Origin of the sequence: Sphingobium sp. YBL2, assembly GCF_000943805.1 — a bacterium.
Classification (GTDB): domain Bacteria; phylum Pseudomonadota; class Alphaproteobacteria; order Sphingomonadales; family Sphingomonadaceae; genus Sphingobium; species Sphingobium fuliginis.
This window is the reverse complement of sequence record NZ_CP010954.1, coordinates 3,327,139-3,351,654: the sequence shown is the minus strand read 5'-3', so window position 1 is coordinate 3,351,654 and position 24,516 is coordinate 3,327,139. Positions and strand designations below refer to the sequence as shown.

General features: G+C 66.5%; 30 protein-coding genes. 15 read left to right on the top strand and 15 right to left on the bottom strand.

Annotated features, from left to right (window positions below; genetic code table 11):
- Position 1: 1 nt before the first annotated feature.
- The 3 genes from TZ53_RS15535 to TZ53_RS15525 all read right to left on the bottom strand — a co-directional run bounded on the left by TZ53_RS15535 (position 2) and on the right by TZ53_RS15525 (position 3,533).
- Entirely contained in the window at positions 2-646 is a 645-nt protein-coding gene (locus tag TZ53_RS15535; protein WP_044661858.1) for an XrtA/PEP-CTERM system exopolysaccharide export protein, read from the bottom strand.
- Positions 647-792: 146 nt separating this feature from the next.
- Positions 793-2,025 (bottom strand): pyridoxal-dependent decarboxylase, exosortase A system-associated, encoded by a 1,233-nt coding sequence (locus TZ53_RS15530; RefSeq protein ID WP_044661857.1) that lies wholly within the window; start codon positions 2,023-2,025, stop codon positions 793-795.
- Complete coding sequence (locus tag TZ53_RS15525) at positions 2,022-3,533, bottom strand: acyl-CoA ligase (AMP-forming), exosortase A system-associated (protein WP_044663087.1); 1,512 nt, start codon at positions 3,531-3,533, stop codon at positions 2,022-2,024. The genes TZ53_RS15530 and TZ53_RS15525 overlap by 4 nt, the downstream gene beginning before the upstream one ends.
- Before the next feature lie 88 nt (positions 3,534-3,621).
- Here TZ53_RS15525 and TZ53_RS15520 point away from each other — a divergent pair, with 88 nt between their 5' ends.
- The 4 genes from TZ53_RS15520 (at position 3,622) to TZ53_RS15505 (ending at position 7,172) form a co-directional block, all read left to right on the top strand.
- Positions 3,622-4,629, top strand: a complete 1,008-nt coding sequence (locus TZ53_RS15520) for a GNAT family N-acetyltransferase (RefSeq protein WP_044661856.1) — start codon at positions 3,622-3,624, stop codon at positions 4,627-4,629.
- A 28-nt stretch (positions 4,630-4,657) separates the two neighbouring features.
- A complete protein-coding gene (locus tag TZ53_RS15515) occupies positions 4,658-4,948 on the top strand; it encodes an acyl carrier protein (RefSeq protein ID WP_025549642.1) in 291 nt (96 codons plus the stop codon).
- 264 nt (positions 4,949-5,212) lie between these two features.
- Positions 5,213-6,115 carry a prolipoprotein diacylglyceryl transferase gene (lgt, locus tag TZ53_RS15510; RefSeq protein WP_170825636.1) on the top strand — a complete coding sequence of 301 codons (903 nt, stop codon included), beginning with the start codon at positions 5,213-5,215 and terminating at the stop codon, positions 6,113-6,115.
- Entirely contained in the window at positions 6,105-7,172 is a 1,068-nt protein-coding gene (locus TZ53_RS15505) for a class I SAM-dependent methyltransferase (protein ID WP_044661855.1), read from the top strand. Before lgt ends, TZ53_RS15505 begins: the two co-directional genes overlap by 11 nt.
- 286 nt (positions 7,173-7,458) lie before the next feature.
- Here the strand turns inward: TZ53_RS15505 and gmk are convergent, their stop codons facing one another.
- The 4 genes from gmk to TZ53_RS15485 form a co-directional block, all read right to left on the bottom strand.
- Positions 7,459-8,124 (bottom strand): guanylate kinase, encoded by a 666-nt coding sequence (gene gmk, locus TZ53_RS15500; protein ID WP_025551753.1) that lies wholly within the window; start codon positions 8,122-8,124, stop codon positions 7,459-7,461.
- A 51-nt stretch (positions 8,125-8,175) separates the two neighbouring features.
- Entirely contained in the window at positions 8,176-8,517 is a 342-nt protein-coding gene (locus TZ53_RS15495; RefSeq protein ID WP_044661854.1) for a hypothetical protein, read from the bottom strand.
- 49 nt (positions 8,518-8,566) lie between these two features.
- Positions 8,567-9,952 carry a class II fumarate hydratase gene (fumC, locus tag TZ53_RS15490; RefSeq protein ID WP_044663085.1) on the bottom strand — a complete coding sequence of 462 codons (1,386 nt, stop codon included), beginning with the start codon at positions 9,950-9,952 and terminating at the stop codon, positions 8,567-8,569.
- A gap of 67 nt (positions 9,953-10,019) precedes the next feature.
- Positions 10,020-10,496, bottom strand: a complete 477-nt coding sequence (locus tag TZ53_RS15485) for an SspB family protein (RefSeq protein ID WP_044661853.1) — start codon at positions 10,494-10,496, stop codon at positions 10,020-10,022.
- Between the two features lie 98 nt (positions 10,497-10,594).
- Here TZ53_RS15485 and hisB point away from each other — a divergent pair, with 98 nt between their 5' ends.
- The 7 genes from hisB (at position 10,595) to TZ53_RS15450 (ending at position 14,711) form a co-directional block, all read left to right on the top strand.
- Positions 10,595-11,182, top strand: a complete 588-nt coding sequence (hisB, locus tag TZ53_RS15480; protein ID WP_025551758.1) for an imidazoleglycerol-phosphate dehydratase HisB — start codon at positions 10,595-10,597, stop codon at positions 11,180-11,182.
- A complete protein-coding gene (hisH, locus tag TZ53_RS15475) occupies positions 11,179-11,796 on the top strand; it encodes an imidazole glycerol phosphate synthase subunit HisH (protein WP_025551759.1) in 618 nt (205 codons plus the stop codon). Before hisB ends, hisH begins: the two co-directional genes overlap by 4 nt.
- On the top strand, positions 11,793-12,530 hold the full coding sequence (gene hisA / locus TZ53_RS15470) for a 1-(5-phosphoribosyl)-5-[(5-phosphoribosylamino)methylideneamino]imidazole-4-carboxamide isomerase (RefSeq protein WP_044661852.1): 738 nt from the start codon (positions 11,793-11,795) through the stop codon (positions 12,528-12,530). The genes hisH and hisA overlap by 4 nt, the downstream gene beginning before the upstream one ends.
- Entirely contained in the window at positions 12,527-13,291 is a 765-nt protein-coding gene (gene hisF, locus TZ53_RS15465) for an imidazole glycerol phosphate synthase subunit HisF (protein ID WP_044661851.1), read from the top strand. The genes hisA and hisF overlap by 4 nt, the downstream gene beginning before the upstream one ends.
- Before the next feature lie 161 nt (positions 13,292-13,452).
- The gene (locus TZ53_RS15460; RefSeq protein ID WP_025551763.1) at positions 13,453-13,689 is read left to right on the top strand and encodes a PEP-CTERM sorting domain-containing protein; all 237 of its coding nucleotides are present in this window, start codon (positions 13,453-13,455) and stop codon (positions 13,687-13,689) included.
- Between the two features lie 42 nt (positions 13,690-13,731).
- Positions 13,732-14,052: a phosphoribosyl-ATP diphosphatase gene (locus TZ53_RS15455; RefSeq protein ID WP_044661850.1), complete on the top strand. Its 321-nt coding sequence runs from the start codon at positions 13,732-13,734 to the stop codon at positions 14,050-14,052.
- Between the two features lie 77 nt (positions 14,053-14,129).
- Positions 14,130-14,711, top strand: coding sequence for a hypothetical protein (locus TZ53_RS15450; protein ID WP_044661849.1), 582 nt, complete (start codon positions 14,130-14,132; stop codon positions 14,709-14,711).
- A gap of 96 nt (positions 14,712-14,807) precedes the next feature.
- Here TZ53_RS15450 and TZ53_RS15445 read toward each other — a convergent pair whose 3' ends face one another.
- Entirely contained in the window at positions 14,808-15,713 is a 906-nt protein-coding gene (locus TZ53_RS15445) for a histone deacetylase family protein (protein WP_044663084.1), read from the bottom strand.
- Positions 15,714-15,771: 58 nt separating this feature from the next.
- Here TZ53_RS15445 and TZ53_RS15440 point away from each other — a divergent pair, with 58 nt between their 5' ends.
- The 4 genes from TZ53_RS15440 to TZ53_RS15425 all read left to right on the top strand — a co-directional run bounded on the left by TZ53_RS15440 (position 15,772) and on the right by TZ53_RS15425 (position 19,669).
- Positions 15,772-17,241 (top strand): L,D-transpeptidase family protein, encoded by a 1,470-nt coding sequence (locus TZ53_RS15440; protein ID WP_037484035.1) that lies wholly within the window; start codon positions 15,772-15,774, stop codon positions 17,239-17,241.
- A gap of 5 nt (positions 17,242-17,246) precedes the next feature.
- Positions 17,247-17,543 carry a hypothetical protein gene (locus tag TZ53_RS15435; RefSeq protein ID WP_044661848.1) on the top strand — a complete coding sequence of 99 codons (297 nt, stop codon included), beginning with the start codon at positions 17,247-17,249 and terminating at the stop codon, positions 17,541-17,543.
- A gap of 110 nt (positions 17,544-17,653) precedes the next feature.
- Positions 17,654-18,334, top strand: a complete 681-nt coding sequence (locus tag TZ53_RS15430; protein ID WP_044663083.1) for a murein L,D-transpeptidase catalytic domain family protein — start codon at positions 17,654-17,656, stop codon at positions 18,332-18,334.
- Between the two features lie 393 nt (positions 18,335-18,727).
- On the top strand, positions 18,728-19,669 hold the full coding sequence (locus TZ53_RS15425) for an IS110 family transposase (RefSeq protein ID WP_044663073.1): 942 nt from the start codon (positions 18,728-18,730) through the stop codon (positions 19,667-19,669).
- A gap of 27 nt (positions 19,670-19,696) precedes the next feature.
- Here the strand turns inward: TZ53_RS15425 and TZ53_RS15420 are convergent, their stop codons facing one another.
- The 7 genes from TZ53_RS15420 to crcB all read right to left on the bottom strand — a co-directional run bounded on the left by TZ53_RS15420 (position 19,697) and on the right by crcB (position 24,448).
- Positions 19,697-20,425: a hypothetical protein gene (locus TZ53_RS15420; RefSeq protein ID WP_044661847.1), complete on the bottom strand. Its 729-nt coding sequence runs from the start codon at positions 20,423-20,425 to the stop codon at positions 19,697-19,699.
- Between the two features lie 92 nt (positions 20,426-20,517).
- A complete protein-coding gene (locus tag TZ53_RS15415) occupies positions 20,518-21,213 on the bottom strand; it encodes an ATP12 family chaperone protein (RefSeq protein WP_025550166.1) in 696 nt (231 codons plus the stop codon).
- Positions 21,210-21,467, bottom strand: coding sequence for a hypothetical protein (locus TZ53_RS15410; protein ID WP_025550167.1), 258 nt, complete (start codon positions 21,465-21,467; stop codon positions 21,210-21,212). The genes TZ53_RS15415 and TZ53_RS15410 overlap by 4 nt, the downstream gene beginning before the upstream one ends.
- A complete protein-coding gene (locus TZ53_RS15405; protein ID WP_044661846.1) occupies positions 21,464-22,153 on the bottom strand; it encodes an HAD-IA family hydrolase in 690 nt (229 codons plus the stop codon). The genes TZ53_RS15410 and TZ53_RS15405 overlap by 4 nt, the downstream gene beginning before the upstream one ends.
- The gene (locus TZ53_RS15400; protein WP_044661845.1) at positions 22,150-22,752 is read right to left on the bottom strand and encodes an FMN-binding negative transcriptional regulator; all 603 of its coding nucleotides are present in this window, start codon (positions 22,750-22,752) and stop codon (positions 22,150-22,152) included. Before TZ53_RS15400 ends, TZ53_RS15405 begins: the two co-directional genes overlap by 4 nt.
- Positions 22,749-24,068, bottom strand: coding sequence for an RluA family pseudouridine synthase (locus tag TZ53_RS15395; RefSeq protein ID WP_044661844.1), 1,320 nt, complete (start codon positions 24,066-24,068; stop codon positions 22,749-22,751). Before TZ53_RS15395 ends, TZ53_RS15400 begins: the two co-directional genes overlap by 4 nt.
- A complete protein-coding gene (gene crcB / locus TZ53_RS15390; RefSeq protein ID WP_044661843.1) occupies positions 24,065-24,448 on the bottom strand; it encodes a fluoride efflux transporter CrcB in 384 nt (127 codons plus the stop codon). Before crcB ends, TZ53_RS15395 begins: the two co-directional genes overlap by 4 nt.
- Positions 24,449-24,516: the final 68 nt, after the last annotated feature.

Here is a 24,516-nt window from a genome sequence, read left to right as displayed (position 1 = left end):
GTCAGAACATGCTTTCGGGAATGATGATGACGTCGCCGGGCGCCAGCATGACATTCGCCTTGCTGTCGCCGCGCTTCAGCAGGTCGCCGAGGCGGACCTGATATTCCTGCTGCTTGCCGGTTTCCTTGTTGAAGCGGACCAGCTTCGCCCTGTTGCCCGCCGCATATTCGGAAAGGCCGCCGACCGAGATCATCGCGTCGAGCAGCGTCATATTGGCGCGATAAGGGATGGAGGCGGGCTTTTCGGTCGCGCCGACGATCCGCACCTGCTGGCTGAAGGTGCCGGAGAAATTGTTGACGATCACCGACACCAGCGGATTTTCGATATATTTGCCCAGCGCCACCTTCAGGTCGTCGGCCAGTTGCCGGGGCGTCTTGCCGACCGCCGGCATGTCGGAAATGAGCGGCGTGGTGATGCGCCCGTCGGGCCGCACCTGCACCTTCGCGCCGAGATCGGGATTGCGCCAGACGAAGATGGTGAGGTCGTCGAGCGGCCCGATCACATATTCCTCGCCCGGCCCCTCCTGCGTCGAAACGAAGGACGCCGGCGGCAGATTGGGCGCGCCCCCGCCCGAAGCGCAGCCCGAAAGAGCCAGAGCCGGCAGGGACATGCCGATCAACGCACGGGAAAGTGACAGGAAACGCATAGATTCACCCCTTTTCGCGGCCGCGCCGACAGCCGCCAAAGGGAGGCGCCGGCAACCGTCAAGCACTCAGCTTCGACGGCCTTCTTGCCCCGAAAGGGTAAAAATAGCGTTAGGAGTTAAGTTATTGGCAAATCAGTTGATTAAAATCAGCCGATCAGCAGTTCCCGAGGCGCCGGATGACCGAGAAAAGCCGCCGGGCTGGCCGAGGCGCCATAGGCCCCCGCCAGGAAGATCGCGATCAGGTCGCCCTCCTCCACCGGCGGCAGCGCGACCTTGTCCCCAAGCCTGTCGATGGGCGTGCAGAGGCAACCCACGACCGTTACGGCCTCCGCCGCGGGCGCTTCCCCGAAGCGATTGGCGACGGCGATGGGATAGTTGCGGCGCACCACCGTGCCGAAATTGCCGCTCGCCGCGAGCTGGTGATGCAGCCCGCCATCGACGACGACGAAGGTTTCGCCCTGGCTCTTCTTCACATCGACGATGCGGGTGAGGTAAACGCCTGCCTCCCCCACCAGCCAGCGGCCCAGTTCCATGGCGAAGGCGCTGTCCTGCAATATGTCCGCCCGCCCGTCGATCAGCCGGCCCAGCGCGTCCCCGATGGGCCGGATGTCCAGCCGTTCGTCGCCGGGAAAATAGGGAATGCCGAAGCCGCCGCCCAGATTGACCAGCGGGGGCACCGCGCCGATGCTGTCGGACAGGCGGGTGGCGAGATCGATGGTCGCCGCCTGCGTCTCGATCAGCGCCAGCGCCCCCAGCGCCTGGCTGCCGGCGAAGATATGCCAGCCGCGCCATTGGGCCCCCGCATCGATCACCCAGCGCGCCAGCGCCGCCGCGCGCTCCGCGTCCACGCCGAAGGGCTTGGCGCCGCCGCCCATGCGCATGCCGGACCCCTTCAGGTCGAAATCCGGGTTCACCCGCACCGCCAGCTTCGGCGTCCTGCCCCGCTGCTCCGCAAGGGCGATGGCCCGTCGCGCCTCCCCCTCCGACTCAAGGTTGATCGTCGCGCCGCTGTCTATGGCGACGATCAGTTCATCGTCGCGCTTTCCCGGCCCGGCGAAGCTGATATGGGCAGCGTCCATCCCCGCCTCCAGCGCCCGGGCCAGTTCCCCGCCCGACGCCACGTCGAAGCCGTCCACCAGCTTCGCCATGCGCTCCAGCAGGGGCGCATGGGGATTGGCCTTCACCGCATAATGGAGCGACAGCGTCGCGGGCATGGCGTCGCGGAAGGCCCGCGCCTGCCCCTCGATCATGCCCATGTCATAGACGAACAGCGGCGTGTCCCCGGCCTCCTCCACCAGGCTGGCCGCGCCGCAGCCGCCGATCAGCAACATGCCCTCCTCGCCCGCGAAGAAGGGCGGGATTGGTCCCATCGGCTTCATGCCGCAAATTCCTTCGCCAGCGCCACGCGGTCGATCTTGCCATTGGGATTGCGGGGAAATTCGGAAAGCATGACGATCTCGCGCGGTTGCATGAAATTGGGAAGCTCCTGCCGAAGCCGTGCCTCCACCTGCGCCTTTAGCTCCGGCGAAGCGCCGCGCAACAGCAACAGCACCGCCTGCCCCAGACGATCGTCCCGGACGCCCAGCGCAACCGCTTCGGCAACGCCCTCCACCGCGACGGCCGCTTCCTCGACCTCCGTGGGGCTGATGCGGTTGCCGGCGGACTTGATCATGGCGTCATCGCGTCCGACAAAATAAAGCAGTCCCTGCGCATCCCGGCGCACGGTATCGCCCGACCATACCGCCATGCCGCCATAGTGGGAGCCGACGGGCGCCGGTTTGAACCGTTCCGCCGTGCGCGCCGGATCGCGCCAATAGCCCTGCGCCACCAGCGGCCCGCAATGCACCAGTTCACCCGGCTCATCGTCGCCCGCAATCGAACCGTCCGGGCGAACGACCAGTATCTCCGCATGGGGAATGGCCGATCCCATGCTGTCGGGGCGGCTTTCCACCAGCGCGGGCGGCAAATAGGTCGAGCGGAACGCCTCGGTCAGTCCATACATGGGGTAGAGGTCCGCGCGCGGAAACAGCGCCCGCAACTTCGCCACCAGGGGCCGCGTCAGCGCGCCGCCGCTATTGGTGAGCCGCCTGAGCTTCGCCGCCACATCGGCGGGCCAGTCCAGTTCGGTCAACTGCACCCAGAGCGGCGGCACCCCCGCCAAGGTGGTGATGTCCCACCGATCCACCGCCTTCACCACGTCGCGCGGCGTCAGATAATCGAGCGGACAGGCGCATCCGCCGGCGAACCAGGTGGAAAACAGCTGATTCTGTCCATAATCGAAGCTGAAGGGAAGCACGCAAAGCGTCCGGTCCTCCGCCGTCAGCTTCAGATATTCCGCCACCGATACAGCGCCCAGCCAGAGATTGGCGTGGCTCAGCATCACGCCCTTGGGCCGCCCGGTCGATCCGCTGGTGTAGAGGATTGCGGCCAGTTCGTCGGGCGTGGCATGGGACGGGGCCAGCGCCTCCCCGCCGCTCATCGCGCAGGCTGCATCATCCTCCCGGTGCAGGTCGCATCGCCCCGGCACGTCGCCCGGCGTCAGGGTCGCCAGACGGCTGGCCGTCCCGATCAGCAGCGACGCGCCGCTGTCCGCCAATATGTGCGCGACCTGGGCATGTTTGAGCAGCGGATTGACCGGCACATGGACCAGCCCGGCGCGGGGGGCGGCGAGCGGCATCAGGGCCGCGACCGGGCCCTTTGCGACCCAGCTTGCGACTCGCGCGCCCTTGTCCAGCCCGAATCGGGCAAGCCATGCCGCCAGCCGCCCCAATGTCGCTTCCAGCTCCGCATAGCTTTGCGTGCCCGAGCGCCCGTCCAGCGCGGGCCGTTCCGCGTCGCCGCGCAGCAGCAGATGGTCGATCGGCCGCACCTGCGCGCCGTCGATCATGGGGTCCGCCATGGGCGCGGGGTAATCGCTTAACTCCATCTCCAGACTTTTTTCCTAAAGGCGATGCTGTCGACGGGGAGATAATGGTTTGCTGGTCGCAAGGGAATATCGCAGCGTCGCCCAAGCGCGTCAGGTGCTGGGTTCAGCGCTCGACCGCGCCGGCACGCCGTCGCTGTTCGACCGCATCGACTGGTTCGAATCGCTCCATGCGCATTGCTTTTCCACGACGGACGTCCGCATCTTCCAGGCGTTGGAGGGGGAGTGTCAGGCATGGCTTTTCCTGCTTTCGTCCGGAGCGGGACGGCTGGGCGCGCTCGCCAACTGGTACAGCTTCGATTGGGGGCCGGTCTTCCTTGGCCCTTTGGACGAGACCGTCCGTCGTCGCCTGATCGAAGTCATCGCCCAGTCTCTGTTGACGGACAGCGCCCAGATCGACCTCTATCCGGTAGCTGCCGCGTCGGACATGCTGCTCGACGCCTTTCGCCGTGCAGGCTGGTTCAGCGTCCGGCGGCCGATGGGGGGGCGGCATATGCTGCACCTGAATGGGCGGACTTTCGAGCAATATTGGGCGCAACGGCCCGGCCGCCTGCGTACGCTGATCGCGCGCAAGAACCGCGCGAGCCGCTTCACCCTCAGCATCGCAGACCGGCTGACCGAGGCGCTGTGGCGCGACTATGCCGCCGTGCAGGAACGAAGCTGGAAGAAGCCGGAGGCCGATCTCGGCTTTCTCCATGCGCTGGCCCAGCGGGAAAGCGCCGCCGGGACGCTCCGGCTGGGCTTCGCGCGGCTGGAGGAGCAGCCGGTGGCGACCCAGCTATGGACGGTGGAGAACGGCACCGCCCTCATTCACAAGCTGGCCCATGACCAGGCGTTCGACGGCGCCTCCCCCGGCAGCCTGCTCAGCCATGCGATGTTCGCGCACGCCATCGATCGCGATCATGTCGCGACGATCGATTATGGAACGGGCGACAATGGCTACAAGACCGACTGGATGGAGGAACGGGAAACGCTCTACCGGCTGGATTTCTTCAACCCCCGACGCGCTTCGGTCTGGCTGCCCGCCGCGCGTGCGGCCATTTCGGCGCTTGTAGGTTAGCTGCGGAACGACTAGGTAGGCGCCCATCATGCGGGCGGACAATGCACAACCGGTCGACCGGGCAATGGATATTGAAACGATGATGCGCGCCTTGCTGCGCGATGTGCTGGCCCTGTCGCAGGACCGGGTAGACGCCTTCGATGCGGATACGCCGCTGTTCGGCGCGCTGCCGGAACTGGACTCCATGGCCGTTGCGGGCCTGCTCACCGAGATGGAGGACCGCTTCGGCATCCTGATCGAGGACGAGGATATAGACGGCGATACGTTCGAGACGTTCGGCTCGCTCGTCGCCTTTGCGCGGGCGAAGATCGGGGGCTGAATTTCGGTTTGCGGCGTGTGGAATCAGGTTTCCCCGCGCTGGCGGATTTTGAAGGGGTGAGGACGGTCGGATGGCGGGGATGCCCGATCCGTCGTTGGGGAAGGCAGGATTGCAAGGTCGGTCCTGACGCATGCCAAGCCCCTGTCTGGTCGAGTGGCGCCAAGGCCGCCGCAACTCGCCACCACCATGGCCGGGAACGTCGTTCGGACTCCATGAACCGGCCCGGTCAACTTCCTCCCTTTCCTCCGTCCCCCACCTTGCTCTATGGCGGGGGCCGAATTTCCCAAGGGGAACGCCAACTTGATCCTTGACCTTGCCGCCGCCGCTTCGGGGGCCATCCGCTTCGACCAGCTCGGCCTCAGCCCTGTCGCGCTCGACCTCGGCTTCTTCACGCTGAAATGGTACAGCCTCGCCTATCTGGCGGGCATATTGATCGGCTACTGGTATCTGCTGAAGCTGATCGCCCAGCCCGGTTCGCCCATGGCGCGCCGGCATGCCGACGACATGATCTTCTATGCGACGCTGGGCATCATCATCGGCGGGCGGCTGGCCTATGTCTTCTTCTACCAGCCCGAAATCCTCCGCCATCCGCTGGACATCTTCAAGCTGTGGAACGGCGGCATGTCCTTCCATGGCGGGGCCATCGGCGTGTCGCTCGGCATCCTCTACATGGCGCGCAAGGAGAAGCTCTCCTGGCTGCGCATCCATGATTTCGTGGCCTGCTGCGTGCCCTTCGGCCTGTTCTTCGGCCGCCTCGCCAATTTCGTGAACGGGGAGCTGTGGGGCAAGGAAACCGATGTGCCCTGGGCGATCGTCTTCCCGACCGGCGGCGCCTTCCCCCGCCATCCGAGCCAGCTTTACGAGGCTTTCCTGGAAGGCATAGTGCTGTTCCTGATCCTCGCCTTCGCCTTCTGGAAGACCCGCGCCCGCTACAAGCCCGGCATGCTGGTGGGCATCTTCCTGCTTGGCTACGGCATCTTCCGCTTCGGCGTCGAATATTTCCGCGAGGCCGACGCGCAGCTCATGGAATTCGCCGCGCGCACCGGCCTGCACATGGGCCAGTGGCTGTGCGTGCCGATGATCCTGGGCGGCCTGTACCTGATCTTCACCGCCAGGAGCCGCCGCGTGCGCGTGGAACCGGTCGCGGGCAGCGCGAGTGTCAGCTGAACCCAGCCTGTCGGAACGCCTGGCGCGCCAGATCGCGTCGGGCGGGCCGATCTCCATCGCCCATTATATGGCGGAGGCGAACCAGCATTATTACGGCACTCGCGACCCGCTGGGCGCCGCCGGCGACTTCACCACCGCGCCGGAGATCAGCCAGATGTTCGGGGAACTGGTCGGACTATGCCTGGCGGACGTCTGGATGCGGTCGGGCAGCCGGCCGGAGATCGGCTATGTCGAACTCGGCCCCGGCCGCGGCACGCTCGCTTCCGATGCCCTCCGGGCCATGGCCGGCCTGTCGCTCGTCCCACGGGTGCATTTCGTGGAGACCAGCCCGAGCCTGCGGGAGCGGCAAAGGACGATCATCCCCAACATCTTCCATCACGACACTGTCTCCACCCTGCCCGAACAGGGGCCGCTGCTGGTCGTCGCCAACGAATTTTTCGACGCGCTGCCCGTGCGCCAGATCGTGCGCAGCGGAAAGGAATGGCGCGAACGGGTGGTGATCTGCCCCGATCCGGGCCAGCCCGATCGTTTCGCGCCCATGGCTGGCTATCGCCGCGTCGAGTCGGGCATCCCCGCCCTCGCCGCCGAAGCGCCGGAAGGCGCGATATTGGAAACGCCGCTGGCCGGGGCCGCGGTCGCGCTGGAACTCGCGCACAGGATCGCCCGGCAGGGCGGCGCCGCGATCATCGTCGACTATGGCTATGAGGGGCCGGCCTTGGGGGACACGTTGCAGGCGGTGCGAGCGCACCGCTTCGCCGACCCCTTTCTGGAGCCGGGCGAAAGCGACCTCACCACCCATGTCGACTTCACCATGATCGGCAATATGGCGCGGCAGGCGGGGCTTCGGGTGATGGGGCCGGTCGGTCAGGGCGCTTTCCTGCGCCGGCTGGGCATCGACGCCCGCGCCGATCAGCTCGCCCGCACGACGCCGGCCCGCGCCGAGGAGGTGGAGGCAGCCCGCCTGCGCCTGACCGCCGGGGATGCCATGGGGACGCTGTTCAAGGCGATGGCCTGGGTGCATCCGGATTGGGCGGAACCGGCGGGGTTTGAGGGCTAGAGCGTTTTCCAAGCAGATGGAATCATCTGCTGACTCGGAAAACGCGACAAACAAAAACTTAGAGCAGTCGAGCCGATGCAATCGGATCGGAATCTGCTCTGGAGCGCGTTGCGTTAAATCGGACGCAGGCCGCGCGCTCCAAGCTTTTGTCGTCGCATCGTTTTAAACGCAAAACCGGTTCCCACTTTTGCGCATGATGCTCTGGCGATCATCCCCGGGCATGACCCGGCAGGATTGAAACCTGCCATGTTCCTGCCTTCGCAGGCGCATGGTACGTCCAAATCCCTCAATCTTCCTGATGATAGCGGCTGAGCCTGCGGATGAAGCCGATCAGACCCGTCTGGCGGCTGCGCTTCATGCGTTCGGCGTGCAGGATCGTCTGGACGCGCCGGAAGCAATCTTCCGCATCGACATTGCACAGGACATAATCATAGCCGTCCCAGTGCGCGATCTCTCCCGCCGCGCGGGCCATGCGGCCTTCGATAACCTCATTGCTGTCCGTCGCCCGACCGCGCAGGCGACGCTCCAGCTCCTCCATCGACGGCGGCAGGATGAACACCCGCACCACGTCACCGCCCGCAATCTGGTGGAGTTGCTGCGCGCCCTGCCAATCGATGTCGAACAGAACGTCGCGGCCGGACTTCAGCATCGCCTCCACCGGAGCGCGGGGCGTGCCGTAGCGCTGCCCGAAGACATGCGCCCATTCCAGGAATTCGTGATCGGCGGTCATCCGCCGGAATTCCTCCAGATCGACGAAATGATAATCCTTGCCGTCGACCTCCCCCGGCCGCATCGGCCGCGTGGTCGCGGAAACCGACATGGCAAGATCCGGCTCCGCAGCCAGCAGCTTGCGCGCGATGGTGGATTTACCGGCGCCAGAGGGCGAGGAAAGAACGAACAGGACGCCGCGGCGCTTGAAATCGGGCGTCTCTATGGAGATGCTGTCGGCCATGGCCGCTCTTGGCGTCATGGACGGGATTTGGCAAGGGGGACTGTCGCGCCGTCAACCCTTGCGGGCCTTGCGCGCTTCCTCGATCAGGATCGGCGGCGGACTGCCGTCCGGCAGGGCCTTGACCTTGCGCTTGCGATCCGCCTCACGCTTCGCCTCATAGACCTTTCCGGCCATATAGGCGCCCGTCACGAACAGCGTGCCCATGGGATGACGCATGATGAGCCGCTTGGCCCCCATGCCAGCCAGCAGGCCGATCACGCCCTTCTTGCCGGTATCGGCGGCCACCCGCGCCGCGACGACGGTCGCACCGACGCGGGCCGCCTTTCGGAGCAGCCCGTCCTTGCGGGGCGGGCGGACGGCGATCAGCGGCTGGGCGGGCGATTTTTTCCTCATGGGACATCAATGTACCGCAGCGCGACCGGTTCCACCATGCCGATGTGGATCAGACCATATTTTCGGGCCGGACAAGCCGGTCGAAGCTTTCCCCATCGACCAACCCCAATTGCAGGCCCGCCTCCTTCAGCGTCAGCCCTTCGGCATGGGCGTGTTTCGCGATCCTGGCGGCATTGTCATAGCCGATTTCGGGCGCGAGCGCGGTGACCAGCATCAGCGACCGGTCGACCAGCTCGGCAATCCGCCTCTCATTCGCCTCCAGCCCGTCGACGCAGCGTTCTGCGAAACTGTCCATGCCGACGCTGAGCAGATGGATAGACCGCAGCACCGCCGCGCCGATCATCGGCTTGAAGACATTGAGTTCCAGATGCCCCTGAAGGCCGCCGACCGTCGCCGCCTGATGATTGCCGATGACCTGCGCGGCGACCATGGTCAGCATCTCGCACTGGGTGGGATTGACCTTCCCGGGCATGATCGAACTGCCCGGTTCATTGGCCGGCAGGTCGAGTTCGCCAAGGCCCGAGCGCGGGCCGCTGCCCAGCAGGCGGATGTCGTTGGCGATCTTGGTCAGCGCCACTGCCAGCGTCGCCAGGGTGGAGGACAGGTGCACCAGCGGATCGTTGGAGGCGAGCGCCTCGAACTTGTTGTCGGCGGTCCGGAACGGCAGGCCGGTCAGCGCCGCGATTTCCTTCGCCACCGCCACGTCGAAGCCCGCGGGCGCGTTGAGGCCGGTGCCGACCGCCGTGCCGCCCTGCGCCAGCGCCATCATGCCGTGCATGACCGCCGGCTCGATCCGCTTGCGGCTGCGGTAGAGTTGATGGGCGTAGCCGGAAAATTCCTGGCCCAGCGTCAGCGGCGTCGCGTCCTGCAGATGGGTGCGGCCGATCTTCACGATGCCCTCCCACGCCTTCGCCCTGGCGTCGAGGGCGGCGTGGAGCCGGTCGAGCGCCGGGAACAGGGCCGCCGTGGCGGCCCGCGCCGCCGCAATGTGCAGGGCGGTCGGGAAGCTGTCATTGGACGACTGGCCCATATTCACATGGTCGTTGGGGTGGACCGGGCTCTTGCCGCCGCGCTTGCCGGTCAGTGCCTCATTGGCGATGCCCGCGATCACCTCATTGACGTTCATGTTGGATTGGGTGCCGCTGCCGGTCTGCCAGATGACGAGCGGGAACTGGTCGTCATGGTTGCCCGCGACGACCTGCGCCGCCGCCGCCTCGATTGCATCCGCCAGGTCCGAATCGAGTCCGTGTCCTCGATTGACCCGCGCCGCCGCCTGTTTCACGATGGCCAGCGCGTGGACGATGCCGATCGGCATGCGTTCTCCGGGGCCGAAGGGGAAATTCTCGATGCTCCGCTGGGTCTGCGCGCCCCAATAGGCGCTGGCGGGCACTTCGATGGCGCCGATGCTGTCGGTTTCGGTGCGGCTGTCGTTCAAGTCGGGCACTCCCATGATGTCGCCGGAGTGCCGTCAATCTGGGGAGCCCCCGCCCCTGTTTCCAGCCTTATTTCTTCTTGCCGAAGTCCACGGTCACGACATTGGAGCCGTCCTCCGTCGTCACCTGCGGCGCGTCATTTTCCGCCTCTTCATGCGGTTCGGGCGCAATGTCGGCCTGCGCCTGGAACTGGAGCGCGAAATTCACCGCCGGATCGACGAAGGCCGTGATCGCGGCGAAGGGAATATGCAGATGCGCCGCCACCTGGTTGAAGGTCAGGCTGACCCCGAAGGCGTCGTCGCTGACCTTCAGGTCCCAGAATTTGTTCTGGAGGACGATGGTCATTTCGTCGGGGAAGCGTTCGACCAGATGGCGCGGAATATCGACTCCGGCCGCCTGCGTCTTGAACGTGATGTAGAAATGATGCGCGCCGGGAAGGCCGCCCGTCCGTTCGATTTCCCCCAGCACGCGGCCGACGACGGCGCGCAGGGCCTCCTGCACGATTTCGTCATAGGGAATCAGGCTGTCGGGCAGGTCGTCGCTCATGCGCCAATGTCCTAACGGCGCGGCGGCGCGGGTCAAGTGCGCGCTATAGGTGCAACGCCACATTGCAACGGCCGTCCACTTCGTTATAGGGCGCTGCCATGCGCACGGCCGACATTCACCGCAACACTGCGGAAACGCAGATCGACGTGACCGTCAACCTGGACGGCACCGGCATCTACACCGTTTCGACGGGCATCGGTTTCCTGGATCACATGATCGAGCAATTGTCGCGTCACTCGCTGATCGACATGGACGTGAAGACCGTCGGCGACCTGCATGTGGACCAGCATCACACGACCGAGGACACGGCCATCGCCATTGGCGAGGCGGTGGCGAAGGCGCTGGGCGACAAGCGCGGCATTTCCCGCTACGGCAGCGTCTATTCCCCGATGGACGAGACGCTGACCCGCGTGTCGCTGGACATTTCGGGACGCCCCTGGCTGGTGTTCAAGGTGGACTTCACCGTGCAGCGCATCGGGGAATGGGACAGCGAGATGGTGGAGCATTTCTTCCACAGCTTCGCCCAGGCCGCCGGGATCACGCTGCACATCGAAAATCTCTACGGCAGCAACAACCATCATATCGTCGAAAGCTGCTTCAAGGGCCTTGCCCGCGCGTTGCGGCAGGCGGTGGAGATCGACCCGCGCAAGGCCGACGCCATTCCTTCGACCAAGGGAATGCTGTGACCGCGCTTGCCCTGATCGACTATGGCGCGGGCAACCTTCATTCGGTGCACAACGCCCTGCGCAAGGCGGGAGCGGACGATGCCGTCATCACCGCCGATCCGGATGTCGTGGCGGGGGCGGACCGCATCGTCCTGCCGGGCGTCGGCGCCTTCCGCGCCTGCCGCGATGCGCTGGTCGCGATTCCCGGCATGGTGGAGGCGATGAACGAGGCCGTCCGCCAGCGCGGCGTCCCCTTTCTGGGCGTGTGCGTGGGCATGCAGTTGCTGGCCGATGCGGGGGAAGAGTTCGGCCGGCACGAGGGGCTGGGCTGGATAGGCGGCACCGTCCGGCTGATCGAGCCGCGCGATCCGGCGATCAAGGTGCCGCACATGGGCTGGAACGACGTGGCCCTGCGCGGCACGCCTCCGCTGCTGGAAGCGGGCGAGGCCTATTTCCTGCACAGCTATCATTTCGAAGCCGCCGACCCGGCGCATGTCGCCGCCGTCACCGATCATGGCGGGCCGCTGGTCGCGGCGGTGGCGCGCGACACCATCATCGGCTGTCAGTTTCACCCGGAAAAGAGCCAGAGCTACGGCCTTTCCTTCCTCTCCCGTTTTCTGGATTGGCGTCCATGAGCCTGATCGTTTTCCCCGCCATCGACCTCAAGGGCGGCCAGGTCGTGCGCCTGGCCGAAGGCGACATGAACCGCGCCACCGTCTATGGCGACAATCCCGCCGCCCAGGCGATATTGTTCGCGGAAGCGGGCGCGCAGCATCTGCATGTGGTCGATCTGGACGGCAGCTTCGCGGGCCATGCGGTCAATGCCGAAGCGGTCGAGGCCATCGTGGCGGCCTTTCCCGGCCATGTGCAGCTGGGCGGGGGCATCCGCAACCGGGAGGCGGTGGAGCGCTGGTTCGACCTGGGCGTGTCGCGCATCGTCATCGGCACGGCGGCCCTGAAGGACCCGGGCTTCGTCAAGGCGGCGGCACGGGACTTCCCCGGCGGGATCGTAGTGGCGGTGGACGCGCGGGACGGCTTCGTCGCGACGGACGGCTGGGCAGAGAAGTCCGACATGCCGGTGGTCGACCTTGCCCGCCGGTTCGAGGATGCGGGCGTCGCCAGCCTGCTGTTCACCGATGTCGGCCGCGACGGCCTGCTCAAGGGCTGCAACATCGATGCGACCGTCGATCTGGCCCGCGCCACGGACATTCCGGTGATCGCCAGCGGCGGCGTCGCGGGGATCGCGGACATCCGGGTGCTGAGCCTGCATGCCGACGAGGGCATTGAAGGCGTGATCACGGGCCGCGCGCTCTATGACGGGCGGCTGGACCTGAAGGCGGCGCTGGCGGTGGCGCAGGCGGCCGCATGACCGTCCGCACCCGCGTCATCCCCTGCCTGGACGTCGCCAATGGCCGCGTGGTCAAGGGCGTGAACTTCATCGATCTGCGCGACGCGGGCGATCCGGTCGAGCAGGCGAAGATTTACGACGCAGCGGGCGCGGATGAACTCTGCTTCCTGGACATCACCGCCACGCATGAGGCGCGCGGCACGATCATAGACGTGGTCCGGCGCACGGCGGAGGTCTGCTTCATGCCGGTGACGGTGGGCGGGGGCGTGCGCAGTCCGGAGGATGCCCGCGCCCTGCTGCTCGCGGGTGCGGACAAGGTCGCGGTGAACAGCGCGGCCGTCACCCGGCCCGAGGTGGTGGCGGACATCGCCGACCGCTTCGGCAGCCAGTGCGTCGTCGGCTCGGTCGATGCGCGGCGGGTGGGCGATGGCCGCTGGGAAATCTTCACCCATGGCGGCCGCAAACCGACCGGCATCGATGCGCTGGAGCATGCGGTGCGGCTTGCCCAACTGGGCGCGGGCGAACTGCTGGTCACGTCCATGGACGGCGACGGGACCAAGGCGGGCTATGACCTTGCCCTTACCCGCGCCATTGCCGATGCGGTTTCGGTTCCGGTCATCGCCAGCGGCGGCGTCGGGACGCTCGATCATCTGGTCGAAGGCGTGGTGGAGGGGCATGCCAGCGCGGTGCTCGCGGCGTCCATATTTCATTTCGGTCAACATAGCATTGCTGAAGCGCATCAGGCGCTGGCGGCCGCCGGCATTGCGGTCCGGACCGCCTGACCGACCCGATTCCGCCGAAAAACGTCGGTTGCCTTTACATTAACCCAGATCGGCAGGTCCATGTTAACCATGATGGCCCCGTTCCGCCTCCATTTAGTGGAACTGGCACGGTGCCTGCACCTCTTCCCGCACCTGACTCAATCAACAGCGGGGTGAAGATGATGAATGTGAACAAGCTGTTTCTGGCCGCTGGCGTGGCCGCTCTGATGGGCGCGGCGGCTCCGGCGGAAGCGACCTGGTGCTGGGGCAAGAAGTGCGGCGGCTCCAGCAGCTCGGGCGGTTCCTCGTCCGGCGGCACGCCGACGCCGGTGCCCGAACCGGAACAGATGGCGCTGTTCGGCCTTGGCGCCGCGGTGCTGGGCGCGCGGGTTTTCGTCGCCCGCCGCAAGCGCAAGTAAGTTTTCGTTTGACGGTTTGCGCGCGTGGCGCTTGATGGCGCCATGCGCGCGACCCTTTTTAATCTTGAACGGACCATCCGCCAGCGGCGGCAGGCCGATCCCGATCAGTCCTATGTGGCCAAGCTGACCGCCAGGGGGCGCGGCAAGATCGCCCAGAAGCTGGGCGAAGAGGCCGTGGAGATGGTGATCGCCGCCATGGCGGCGGACCGCGAAGGCGCGATCGGCGAAAGCGCAGACCTGCTGTTCCATCTGCTGGTGCTGCTGGCCGACCTCGACATCGCGCTGGACGAAGTTCTGGACGAACTCGACCGGCGCGAGGGCGTGTCGGGGATTGCGGAAAAGGCGTCGCGCAAGGGCGATTGAGCGCCCTTCCCGGAAAGATATTGCCGTTCCGGCGTTTGTCCGTCAGCCTCTCGATCGTTGAGAGGACAGGAGGGCATATGTTCAAGACCCTGTTGGGCGGCCTGATCGGCGGCGTCGCCATGTATCTCGTCGGCTTCCTCTTCTGGGGGACGCCGCTGAGCGCGCTCGCCTTTCATCGCGCGGAGTCCGCCGCCGGCAGCAATTTGCAGGCGGCCCTGGCGCAGGCGCTGACGCCGTCGGGCACCGGCGTCTATGTGATTCCCGACCCGGCGACCGCGCACGGCACCATCCTCTATGGCAAGGGGCCGGTCGCCACGGTCTTCTACAACAATAGCGGATTTCCGGTGACCGATGCCGGGGCGCTGATCGGCGGCCTGATCCTGGCGCTGGTCGTCGGCATCGTCATTGCGCTGATGCTGCGGATCGTGAGCGGCGATCTGGCTGGACGGGCGAGAGCGACGGTCCTATTCGCGCTGGCGGCCGTGCTGTGGCTGCATATCGGGCAAGCGGTGTTCAACCATGCGCCCTGGGGCTATATCCTTTATCTGGCCTTCAGCGATTTCGCGGCGCTGGTCGCGGCAGGACTGGTCGCGGCTAAAATCATGGAGAGCAGGCAGGCCGCCGGTTCCGACGCCACGGGGGAGGCAACGCTGCATTAAGCGCGGAAGGGGGCTTGCCGACTTTCCGCTTTCCTTGCTGAACAGACAAATGGCTCGTGAGAGCCTTCGCCAGGAACACGGCGCGCTCAGCGGCAGCTATCGGCCATCACCCGCCTCTTCCGCCAGGTGGATCATGCAATCGGCGTGGCGCCGGGCGATGGCCATTCGGTCTTCGCCATAGCCGCCGCCCATGGTGCTGGCGAGCGGGATGCCCCGGCGGCGCGCGGCGCGCATCACGGCGCGGTCGCGGCGGTCCAGCCCGGCATCGCTCAGCGCCAGACGGCCGAGGCGATCGTCTTCATGCGGGTCGACCCCGGCCTGGTAGAGGATCAGATCAGGCCGGAAATCGTCGAGCACGGGCGGGAGGGCCCTCATCAGCGCCTCCATATAAGCCTCGTCGCCCGTGCCGTCGGGCAGGCCGATGTCGAGCGTCGAGCGGGCCTTGCGCACGGGGAAGTTGCGGTCCGCATGGATGGACAGGGTGAATATGTCCCCTCGCCCGCCGGTCAGCACGGCCGTGCCGTCGCCCTGATGCACGTCGAGGTCGAGGATCAATATCCGGTGCGCATCCCCCTCCGCGATCAGCCGGTTGGCAGCGATGGCAAGGTCGTTGAACACGCAATATCCCGCGCCGCTGCCGGGCAGTGCATGATGGCTGCCGCCCGCCGCATTGGCCGCATAGCCGTGGCGCATGGCGAGCCGCGCCGCCAGCCATGTGCCGCCGGGCGACAGCATCGAACGGCGCGCCACCCGCTCCGTCACCGGAAAACCGATCCGTCTTTCCTTTTCGTGTGGCACGGTCTGCGTCGCGACCTGCTCGACATAATCGGGGTCGTGGACCGCCTCTATCCAGACGCGCGGCATGGGGGCGGGTTCATGCACGGTAAAGGGTGCGGCCGCCATGGTCAGCGCCTCCATCACCAGCCCATATTTGTCGAAGCGAAAGGAACTGCCCGCTGTTGCCGGAGAGACATAGGCCGGATGGTGAACGACGTGCAGCATCATCTTTTCCGCTATCTTCGAGTTTGAACGATGCGGGCTTTGCGCTATCTGGTCCAGCATGAACCGTCCTGAAATGATCCGTTTTTCCGTAATTTCCCTGCTGGGCGCCGTCGCGGTGCCGGCGGTGGCGCAACCGCCGGCCGTCGCACCGACCATGCCCGCCCCGTCGGCGCAGCCCCCCGCCCCGCAGGTCATCCTGCCTCCGGCCATGGTGACGCCACCGCCCGTGCCGCTGCCGCAACCCTCGGCAGCGCAGGAAAAATGGCTGAACGAGTGGCTGAAGGGCGGCGCGGTCCAAGGGTTGATGGCGCGCGCCAGAGCGACCGGAGAACTGAAGGGAGAGGCGCTTCTGTCCGCCGTGCTGGACCGGGCGAAGGCGCTCAGCACCGGGCGCGTGGATACCGCCGACTTCCTGGAGATCTGGGCGTTGCGCCCGGCGCGGTTCGATCCCCGGCCCGGCCTTGCCAAGGCGATCAGCGAGGACAGGCTGCCGCAATGGGCGCTCAGCCTGACGCCGCCCTATGCCGGCTATGACGGGCTGCGCAAGGGGCTCGCCAATTACGAACGCATTCGCGATGCGGGCGGCTGGCCCACCCTCACCGCGCAATCCTCCCCCGATGCCGTGCGGGCGCGCATCGCCATAGAGGACAAGAGCGTCACGCCCGGCGAAAAGCTGGTCGATGTGCTGCAACGGGCGCAGCGGCGCTATGGCCTCAACCCCACCGGCCTGCTGGACGCCCGGACGCTCAGGGAGCTGAACGTGCCGGTGGACGATCGCATCGCCGCGATCATGGCGAATATGGAACGCTGGCGCTGGATGCCGCGCGAATTGCCGGTCAACCGGGTGCAGGTGAATATCGCCGCCGCCGTGCTGACGGTGTTCGAGGGCGACCAGCCGGTGACGTCGATGCGCGCGGTGACGGGCTCGCCGGACAATGCGACACCGATGCTGTCGTCCAGCATCCATTCGATCGTGGTCAACCCGCCGTGGAACGTCCCCTCCTCCATCGCGAAGCGCGAATTGTGGCCAAAGGGGCGCGCGACACTGATCCGGCAGGGGTACAAGATCGTCGGCACGCCGGAAACCGGAGAGCGGATCGTGCAGCCCGCCGGCCCGAACAGCGCGCTCGGCCGGTTGAAGTTCGACTTCAACAATCCCTTCGCCGTCTACCTGCACGACACGCCGTCGCGGGCAAAGTTTTCAAGCTATGACCGGCTGGCCAGCCATGGCTGCATCCGCCTGGAAAAGCCCGTCCCGCTGGCGGAGCTGATGGTGGCGGGCAATCCCGACCTTGCCGGCAAGATCCAGTCGCTGATCGACGCGGGCAAGACCCAGCGGGTGTCGCTGCCCAAGGAAGTGGCGGTGTACCTGCTTTACTGGACCGCCTTCGCCAGCAATAACGGGACGATGAGCTTCCGTTCCGACCCCTATGGCTGGGACAAGCTGCTGGCGGCGAAGATCGAGGCGTCCAGCCGCCGGGTCGACCCGACCGCCGCGCCCGCCACCTCCATCGCATCCAAGGACTGATCTTCATGCGCAAATTCGCCCTTATCGCCCTTGCCGGGACGCTTGCCCTCGCCGCCTGCGGCAAGAAGGAGGAAGAGGCGCCCGCGACCAACAATCTGGTCGAGCCGCCGGTCGAAAATGCGATCGAGGAGGAACCGGTGGCCCCCGCTCCCGAGCCGGGCAACAATGCGGCCGCGCCGGAACCTGCACCGCCGCCGAGCATTTCCGAACAGCAGCAGATCGAGGACGACGCCGCCGCGACAGGCATGACGGCGCGCCTTGGCCAGGACGGCGCAGACGAAAGCGCGAACGCCACCGAATAGGGGCCCGCGCCATCGGCCGGAGTCTTCCCGCCCCGGAAAGGAGGCGGGACGGCGGCGGCGATCCTGCGCCGCCCTTGGACTGGCGCTGCTCCTTTGCTATATTGCGATTCATGGATCGTCGTAGTTTTACCAAGCTCGCTTTGAGCGGGCTGGCATTTTCGTTTCTTGCCGACAGTGCCGGGCGGGCCGCTCCGCTGGGCGAAACGCAGCCACAGCCGGCAGTTCCTCCCGCACCGCGTCCGGCTTCGCCGGGGCCGCTCGCGACCCAGCCCTATGCGAAACTGCTGGAGCGGGCAAAGGCCGCGCTGGACCAGCATGGGCATATGTTCACCCTGCGGGACCGGGTGGCGCTGGCCGATTTCAATGCGCCGTCGCGCGAATTGCGCTTCCATGTGGTCGACCTGATCGGCGGGCAGGCAAGTTCCTATCTGGTTGCCCATGGCCGCGGTTCCGACCCCGAGCATTCGGGATGGCTCCACAGCTTTTCCAATGAGCCCAATTCACTGGCGAGCAGTTCGGGCGCCTTCAAGACCGGCGAAATCTATGAGGGCCAGCATGGCCGGGCGATGCGCCTGGCCGGGCTCGATCCGCAGAACAACAATGCGGAGATGCGCGCCATCGTCGTGCATGGCGCGGACTATGTCAGCGAGAACCATATCGCGACCTGGGGCAAGATCGGCCGCAGCGAGGGCTGTTTCGCGCTTGCCCGCCATATGCTGCCGCAATTCATCGGCCTGATGGGGCCGGGGCGGCTGCTCTATGCCGACAAGATCATGGGCCTGACGGCTTAGGCGCAGAGCGTTACCCAGTCCCGTTCGCACAGGGTCGGGCAGGTTGAACATGGCCTGCTCCCTCGCTGGGGCAGGTTCACCGTTGGACAAATAGGGCGTCGTGCGCAAAAGTGGGTTTTGCGTTTAAAACGATGCGACAGCAAAAGCTTGGAGCGCGCGGCCTGCGTCCGATTTAACGCAGCGCGCTTGTCTTATGACATTGCGGTCCGTTTGGGTCATGCTGGATTGCCCGGGCCGGGGTGGCCACCCCGGCCCGGGCGGAAGGGGACGGATCGTGAAAGCGCCGGTCGTTGTGGGACCGGGTTAGAGTAGGATCGCCCCTTTCTTTTCCATCAGACCCGAACGGATACCGGGGTTTTGGACCCGGATGACAAGCATGGGACAGCGGAAAAGATGAGCGACAATCTACCACAGACGATCGGCATCGACATCTCCAAAGCGAGCCTCGACTGCCATGTCCACCCTGCCGGCGCCGAGCGCCAGTTCGCCAACACCGCCAAGGGCCACAAGTCGCTGATCGCCTGGCTGCGACAATGGCCGGTCGAGCGGATCGCCTATGAGGCAACCGCAACCTACCATCGGGCGCTGGAGGCGGCTCTGACCGACTGGCCCTGCGTGAAGCTCAACCCGGAGCGCGCCCGGCGCTTCGCCCAGGCGACTGGCACTCTGGCCAAGACCGATCGCATCGATGCCATGTTGCTGGCCCGTATGGCGGCCACCTTGCAGCCGCCGGTCAGACCCGCTCGAAGCGCACAGCAGGCGCAGATGGCGGAGCTCATCAATGCCCGAGACGGTCTCGTGCGCGATCGCACCGCGCTCAAGAATCGCGAGAAGAACCTCACCATCGCCTTCCTCAAGCGCCAGTGCCGGCAGCGGCTAGAGCAGATCGATCGGCATATCGAGGCGCTCGATACCGAGATCGCCAACCTGATCGCCGCCGATGCCGCGCTCGCCCGCCGGCATGAGATCCTCACCAGCATCGCCGGCGTCGGAACGCTGACCGCCAACCAGCTCATCGCCACCATGCCCGAACTCGGCAGCCTCGAGAACAAGCAGGCCGCATCCCTCGCCGGTCTCGCCCCCGTCGCTCGACAGTCCGGACAATGGAAAGGCAAGAGCTTCATCCGTGGCGGACGCGCCAACGTGCGGCAGGCTCTCTATATGCCGGCCCTCGTCGCCGCCCGGTACAATCCCGATCTCAAGGCAAAATATCAGCAGCTCGTTACTGCCGGGAAGCCCGCCAAGATCGCCATCACCGCCGTCATGCGAAAGCTCGTCGTCACCGCGAATGCCCTGCTCAAAGCCGATCGATGCTGGACGCAATCTCCGGCTTGATCATCACGGATACTCTAAATAGCGGCGTCAGCCGGCCTTGGCGCCCGTCATCGCCTCGATAGACGGTCTGTTCATCGCATCGATGGTGCCGTCGCTCAGCATCGCCTTGCCCATTTTCAACGCTTCGGCGGACAGGGCCGGGTCGTTGCCGGTCTGGCTGGCTCCGATCAGTGCGGATAGCAGGATGTTCCGGGACACCGCGTCCCCGGCCTTTTCCGCGACGGACCTGCGCGCGAGGGTCAGCGCCTCCTGATAGAGGGGATCGGCCCCGGTCCTGTCATTGCCGGCCAGCTTCTGATTGCCCATCTGGATCAAGATGCCGGCGAAGATATTGCGGCTGGCGGCATCGGCGGGCTTTGCCTCCACCAGCTTGCGCCAATGGGGCGCGGATTCGGTATAGAGCGCGATCACCCTGTCCATCCTGCCCAGCGCGCCCTGCGCCGCCGCATCGGCGTAAAGCGCGTTGGCGAGGAAATTCACATTTTCGATCCTGGCGGGGTCGAACTCCACGGCCGTGCGGATAGCGGGCAGTGCGGCTTCATATTTCGCGGCGGCGCCGGCATTGTCGCCGGCCCGCTGCGCGGTCTGTCCCGCGGTGAAATCAGTGACCGCCCGGTTGAAGGCCGCGATCTGTTCCGAACTCATCCGACCGGCGGCGGGAGCCGCCTGCCCCGCCTGCTGGGCAAGCGCCGGGGCCGCCAGCGCCAGCGGCGCGGACAGGGCGATCAGGACAAAAAGAGAAAAACGGGGCGGCAAAATGGAGCACTCCTCGGTCTTGCGAAAAAGGCGGGCTTCGGGGCCGCCCGCCTGTCGATATTGAACGAAGACGCTGCGTCATTCCCACCCGGTCAGGCGCGGGCCATCTCGCAAAAGGCTCGGGCCATGGCAAATTCGTTCCTGCGCTGCGCCGACCGGGCGGCGGCTTCCTTGTCCTCGCCCCATTGTTCGACTTCCCAGGCTTCGTCGATTTCGGACGCCGTCCAGATCAGGTCGGCGTCATGCCCCCCCTCCACCACCGCCAGACCGCAGACGAGCGAGCCGGACAGCGTCACCAGCGTCGATAGCCCCGCCAGGGTGAAAGGGTCGAGAACCGCCACGGCAGCCGCCAGCCGCTCCAGCGTTTCGGTCGGCTGGGCCACCGGAACGATGCCCTGCGTCACCCGGAACGCGACGTCGTAGCGGGTCGTCGCCCATTCCAGCAGCGGGTCCCAGGCCGCGGCCTCTCGAGCGATCAGTTCGGCCGGCCCCTCCGCACGATAACAGAGCAGATCGCTTTCGGCATAGCGGGCGATGCCTGCGGCAAAACTCCCGCTATTGGGTGCGATCTGGTCGATGGCGCCGTTGGCGAGCCCGGTGAACGGCATGGATCGGGGGTCGACCGTGTCGCCCTGCGCGCGCCATTCTTCGGCGATCGCCTCTGCAAGCCCCTGGGTGGGCAGCGCCAGCGGCGCGCGGGCGGGCGTGCGGACCGGGCGGCCGTCGAGGCGGATTTCGAAACCGGATTCAACCGCGACGACGGCGGCATCCTGGTAGAAGCGTTTCATGATTGCGGCGGTTTCCTGAACAGCGCGAGCAGCAGGCGCGGGACGATGACGAACTGGAACAGGCCGACGATGACGAAGATCGCGCCCATCGCCTTCGCCTTGTTCCCCTGCACCCAATGGAAGCGCTGCATCAGCACCAGGAAGCCGAACATCACCAGCAGCGCGCCCGACAGGCGGAACAGGCCGAGCGCGAAGAAACGCTGGCGGGCGACCTTTTCCGGGTCGGTGGGAGGAACGGGCGGCATGTCGGTCATCGGGAGCGGCTGTCGGACGAAGGGACATGGGGGGCGTGGATATGGCCGCGCAGCTCCGCGCTGTCCATGGCGACGCTGTGTGCGCCGGCGTCCATCAGATCCTGCGGCGTGTGATAGCCCCAGCCCACGCCCAGCGCCCGCGTGCCGGCAGACAGCGCCATGTCGATGTCGAAGCTGGTGTCGCCGATCATCACCGTGCTTTCCGGTGTCGCTCCTGCTTCGGCCATGGCCGTCAGCAGCATGGAGGGATGCGGCTTCGACGGATGGCGGTCGGCGGTCTGCAACGTCACGAAATGGGCGTGGATGCCATGATGGGTGAGGCAAAGTTGCAGGCCGCGGTCCGATTTGCCGGTGGCGACGCCCAGCAGCCAGCCATCGGCATCCAGTTCGCGGATCAGTTCGGCAATGCCGGGATAAAGCGGTTCCGACACCGCATTTTCGCGGCGAAGCTGCTGGAAGGCCAGCTTATAGCTTTCCGACAGATGATCGTGATAATCGGCCTCCGCATCCGGCAGGAGCCGCGCCATGGCGAGCGGGAGCGACAGGCCGACGACCGACAGGATCGTCGCGCGGTCCGGCGCCGCCAGCTTCTCGCCCTCGAACGCGCGGACCATGGCCGTGCAGATGCTGTGCTGGCTGTCGACCAGCGTGCCGTCGCAATCGAATACGGCAAGGCGATTGCTCATGGCAGCGTCGCCCGCATGAGGGCGGACATGGCGGCATCGCCTCTGGCCAAGAGAGCGTCCGCCACGGCGATGCGCGCGAATTCCGGCTTGTCCTGTCCCAGCTTCATCGTGCCTTCCATCGCATGCACGGCCATCTCAAAGCCGATCAGGCCCGTCATCACACGCTCGAACAGCCCCTCGCTCATCTTCTCGTGGGTCCAGACCGGTTTCGGCAGGAGGCGGCTTTCCTGATCGTTCGACAGCGCGTCGAGATGGGCGACGGTCTGCCCATGGTCCAGCCTGCGCATGACGCCGCGCAATTCCGCCGACTGATAGTTCCAGGTCGGCACCTTGTCGGGCATGCCGTACCAGTCGGGGCTGATATAATGATGGGCGCCGGTCACGACGATCAGCGCTTCCTGACCGTCCAGGTGGCGGACGATGGGATTGGCGCGGTGGAGGTGAAGGCCGACATGCCCCTCGTCCCTCCAGACGAGCGGCAGATGGACGACATGCTGGCGGTCCGGTGCGGCCACGCAGAGCAGGCCGAAGCCCACCTCCGCGACGAATGCGCGGATCGCGGCTTCGTCCCGCCAGCGATAGGGCGCGCCGGGCGTCATTTCCTGCGCGGCCCTCCACCTGAACCGCGGGCGCGCCGTTCGCCCTTGCGGCCCTTGCGGATCTGCTTGGCATGGGCGCGGGCGGCCTTCTTCTCATCCTCCCGCGTAGGCGCGCGGGCGACCTCCTCGTCCAGCGGCAGGTCGCCGGCGGAGAGGTCGAAGCCCAGCGAGGCAAGGCTGGCGGCGAAATGCTCGGGCAGTTCGGCCCGCACGTCGACCCGGCCGCCATCGGGATGATCGACCCGGATGCGGCGGGCGTGAAGATGCATCTTGCGGCTGATCGTGCCGCTCAGAAAGGCGTCCTTGCCGCCATATTTGCCGTCCCCGACGATGGGATGGCCGATCGCCGCCATATGGACGCGCAACTGGTGGGTCCGGCCGGTATAGGGTTGCAGTTCGACCCAGGCGGCGCGATTGCCCGCGCGTTCGATCACGCGATAGCGCGAGCGGGAAGGAAGCCCTTCCTCCTCATCGACATGCATTTTCTCGCCGCCGGTGCCGGGCTGCTTGGCGATGGGCAGTTCGATCATGCCATCCTCGATGGAGGGCACGCCCATCACGATGGCCCAATAGACCTTGCGCGCCGTGCGGCTGGAGAAGGCCTTGGCGAAGAAGGCGGCCGACCGCGCGGTGCGCGCGACGAGCAGCGCGCCGGACGTGTCCTTGTCCAGCCGGTGGACGAGCTTGGGCCGCTGGTCGAGGTCGAACTCCAGCGCATCGAGCAGGCCGTCGACATGATCGTCCGTCTTGGTGCCGCCCTGCGTGGCGAGGCCGGGCGGTTTGTTGATGACGATGGCCTGCGCGTCGCGATGGATGACGAGCCCCTGGGCGAAGGCCGCCTGATCGTCCGTCAGTTGCGGACGGACGCGTTTGGGCTTCGCGGTTTCGGGAGCCTTGGGCTCGGCGGGGGGCACGCGGATGGTCTGGCCCTCCGCGATGCGGTCGCCCGGCGCGGCGCGGGCGCCATCCACGCGCAACTGGCCGGTGCGTGCCCAGCGCGAGACGGTGTTGAAGCCGATGTCGGGCAGATGCCGCTGGAACCAGCGGTCGAGCCGGATGCCGTCGTCATCCGCCGCCACGCGGAATTGCCGCACGTCGAGCGACACGCCCTTCGCCGGAGAGGAGGAGGCGGACCGGGCAGCAGTCTTTGCCGCAGGCGTTTTGGCGGCGGGCGTTTTGACAGGAGGCCGGGCAGCGGGCTTAGGCGCATCCGGCTTGCGGGCGCGAGCCGCCTTGGCCGCGCCGCGCGCCCGCCCCTGGGGCGCTGCGCCGGGCTTGCGGGGGCCGGTGGGTTTGCCGGGAGGACGGCCCTTCATGCGACGCTCCTCATGACGGCCAGACCGCCGGCCAGCGCGCCCACGGCGCCGATGACGGAAAGGACCGCATAGCCCAGCGCCATGCCCGGCTGCCCCCGCTCCATCATCAGCACGGTTTCCAGGCTGAAGGAGGAGAAGGTCGTGAAGCCGCCCAGCAGACCGACGGCAAGCAGCAGCCGGATCGGTTCGCCCCCCGTCATATTGAAGCGGGCCAGCCATCCGGCGAACAGGCCCATGGCGAAACCGCCGATGATATTCGCGCCGAATGTTCCCCAGGGCCACAGGGCGCCAGGGAATATCTGGGCAGCGAGACGCCCGAGCAGGTAGCGCAAGGCCGATCCGACGGCGCCTCCTGCCATGACGAGAAGAATATTGGTCATGCCGCCCGCCCTAGAGCATTTTTGCAAGGCTTGGGAAGCGGTCATTGGCCGGGGGGATGAAGGTCGCG

What these genes read in the sequence shown, in the direction of transcription:
- TZ53_RS15535 (WP_044661858.1), bottom strand. Translation starts at nt 646, where the DNA reads ATGCGTTTCCTGTCACTTTCCCGTGCGTTGATCGGCATGTCCCTGCCG.
- TZ53_RS15530 (WP_044661857.1), bottom strand. Translation starts at nt 2,025, where the DNA reads ATGAAGCCGATGGGACCAATCCCGCCCTTCTTCGCGGGCGAGGAGGGC.
- TZ53_RS15525 (WP_044663087.1), bottom strand. Translation starts at nt 3,533, where the DNA reads ATGATCGACGGCGCGCAGGTGCGGCCGATCGACCATCTGCTGCTGCGC.
- TZ53_RS15515 (WP_025549642.1), top strand. Translation starts at nt 4,658, where the DNA reads ATGCGGGCGGACAATGCACAACCGGTCGACCGGGCAATGGATATTGAA.
- lgt (WP_170825636.1), top strand. Translation starts at nt 5,213, where the DNA reads ATGGCGGGGGCCGAATTTCCCAAGGGGAACGCCAACTTGATCCTTGAC.
- gmk (WP_025551753.1), bottom strand. Translation starts at nt 8,124, where the DNA reads ATGGCCGACAGCATCTCCATAGAGACGCCCGATTTCAAGCGCCGCGGC.
- TZ53_RS15495 (WP_044661854.1), bottom strand. Translation starts at nt 8,517, where the DNA reads ATGAGGAAAAAATCGCCCGCCCAGCCGCTGATCGCCGTCCGCCCGCCC.
- TZ53_RS15485 (WP_044661853.1), bottom strand. Translation starts at nt 10,496, where the DNA reads ATGAGCGACGACCTGCCCGACAGCCTGATTCCCTATGACGAAATCGTG.
- hisB (WP_025551758.1), top strand. Translation starts at nt 10,595, where the DNA reads ATGCGCACGGCCGACATTCACCGCAACACTGCGGAAACGCAGATCGAC.
- hisA (WP_044661852.1), top strand. Translation starts at nt 11,793, where the DNA reads ATGAGCCTGATCGTTTTCCCCGCCATCGACCTCAAGGGCGGCCAGGTC.
- hisF (WP_044661851.1), top strand. Translation starts at nt 12,527, where the DNA reads ATGACCGTCCGCACCCGCGTCATCCCCTGCCTGGACGTCGCCAATGGC.
- TZ53_RS15460 (WP_025551763.1), top strand. Translation starts at nt 13,453, where the DNA reads ATGAATGTGAACAAGCTGTTTCTGGCCGCTGGCGTGGCCGCTCTGATG.
- TZ53_RS15455 (WP_044661850.1), top strand. Translation starts at nt 13,732, where the DNA reads ATGCGCGCGACCCTTTTTAATCTTGAACGGACCATCCGCCAGCGGCGG.
- TZ53_RS15450 (WP_044661849.1), top strand. Translation starts at nt 14,130, where the DNA reads ATGTTCAAGACCCTGTTGGGCGGCCTGATCGGCGGCGTCGCCATGTAT.
- TZ53_RS15445 (WP_044663084.1), bottom strand. Translation starts at nt 15,713, where the DNA reads ATGCTGCACGTCGTTCACCATCCGGCCTATGTCTCTCCGGCAACAGCG.
- TZ53_RS15440 (WP_037484035.1), top strand. Translation starts at nt 15,772, where the DNA reads ATGAACCGTCCTGAAATGATCCGTTTTTCCGTAATTTCCCTGCTGGGC.
- TZ53_RS15435 (WP_044661848.1), top strand. Translation starts at nt 17,247, where the DNA reads ATGCGCAAATTCGCCCTTATCGCCCTTGCCGGGACGCTTGCCCTCGCC.
- TZ53_RS15430 (WP_044663083.1), top strand. Translation starts at nt 17,654, where the DNA reads ATGGATCGTCGTAGTTTTACCAAGCTCGCTTTGAGCGGGCTGGCATTT.
- TZ53_RS15425 (WP_044663073.1), top strand. Translation starts at nt 18,728, where the DNA reads ATGAGCGACAATCTACCACAGACGATCGGCATCGACATCTCCAAAGCG.
- TZ53_RS15415 (WP_025550166.1), bottom strand. Translation starts at nt 21,213, where the DNA reads ATGAAACGCTTCTACCAGGATGCCGCCGTCGTCGCGGTTGAATCCGGT.
- TZ53_RS15410 (WP_025550167.1), bottom strand. Translation starts at nt 21,467, where the DNA reads ATGACCGACATGCCGCCCGTTCCTCCCACCGACCCGGAAAAGGTCGCC.
- TZ53_RS15405 (WP_044661846.1), bottom strand. Translation starts at nt 22,153, where the DNA reads ATGAGCAATCGCCTTGCCGTATTCGATTGCGACGGCACGCTGGTCGAC.
- TZ53_RS15400 (WP_044661845.1), bottom strand. Translation starts at nt 22,752, where the DNA reads ATGACGCCCGGCGCGCCCTATCGCTGGCGGGACGAAGCCGCGATCCGC.
- TZ53_RS15395 (WP_044661844.1), bottom strand. Translation starts at nt 24,068, where the DNA reads ATGAAGGGCCGTCCTCCCGGCAAACCCACCGGCCCCCGCAAGCCCGGC.
- crcB (WP_044661843.1), bottom strand. Translation starts at nt 24,448, where the DNA reads ATGACCAATATTCTTCTCGTCATGGCAGGAGGCGCCGTCGGATCGGCC.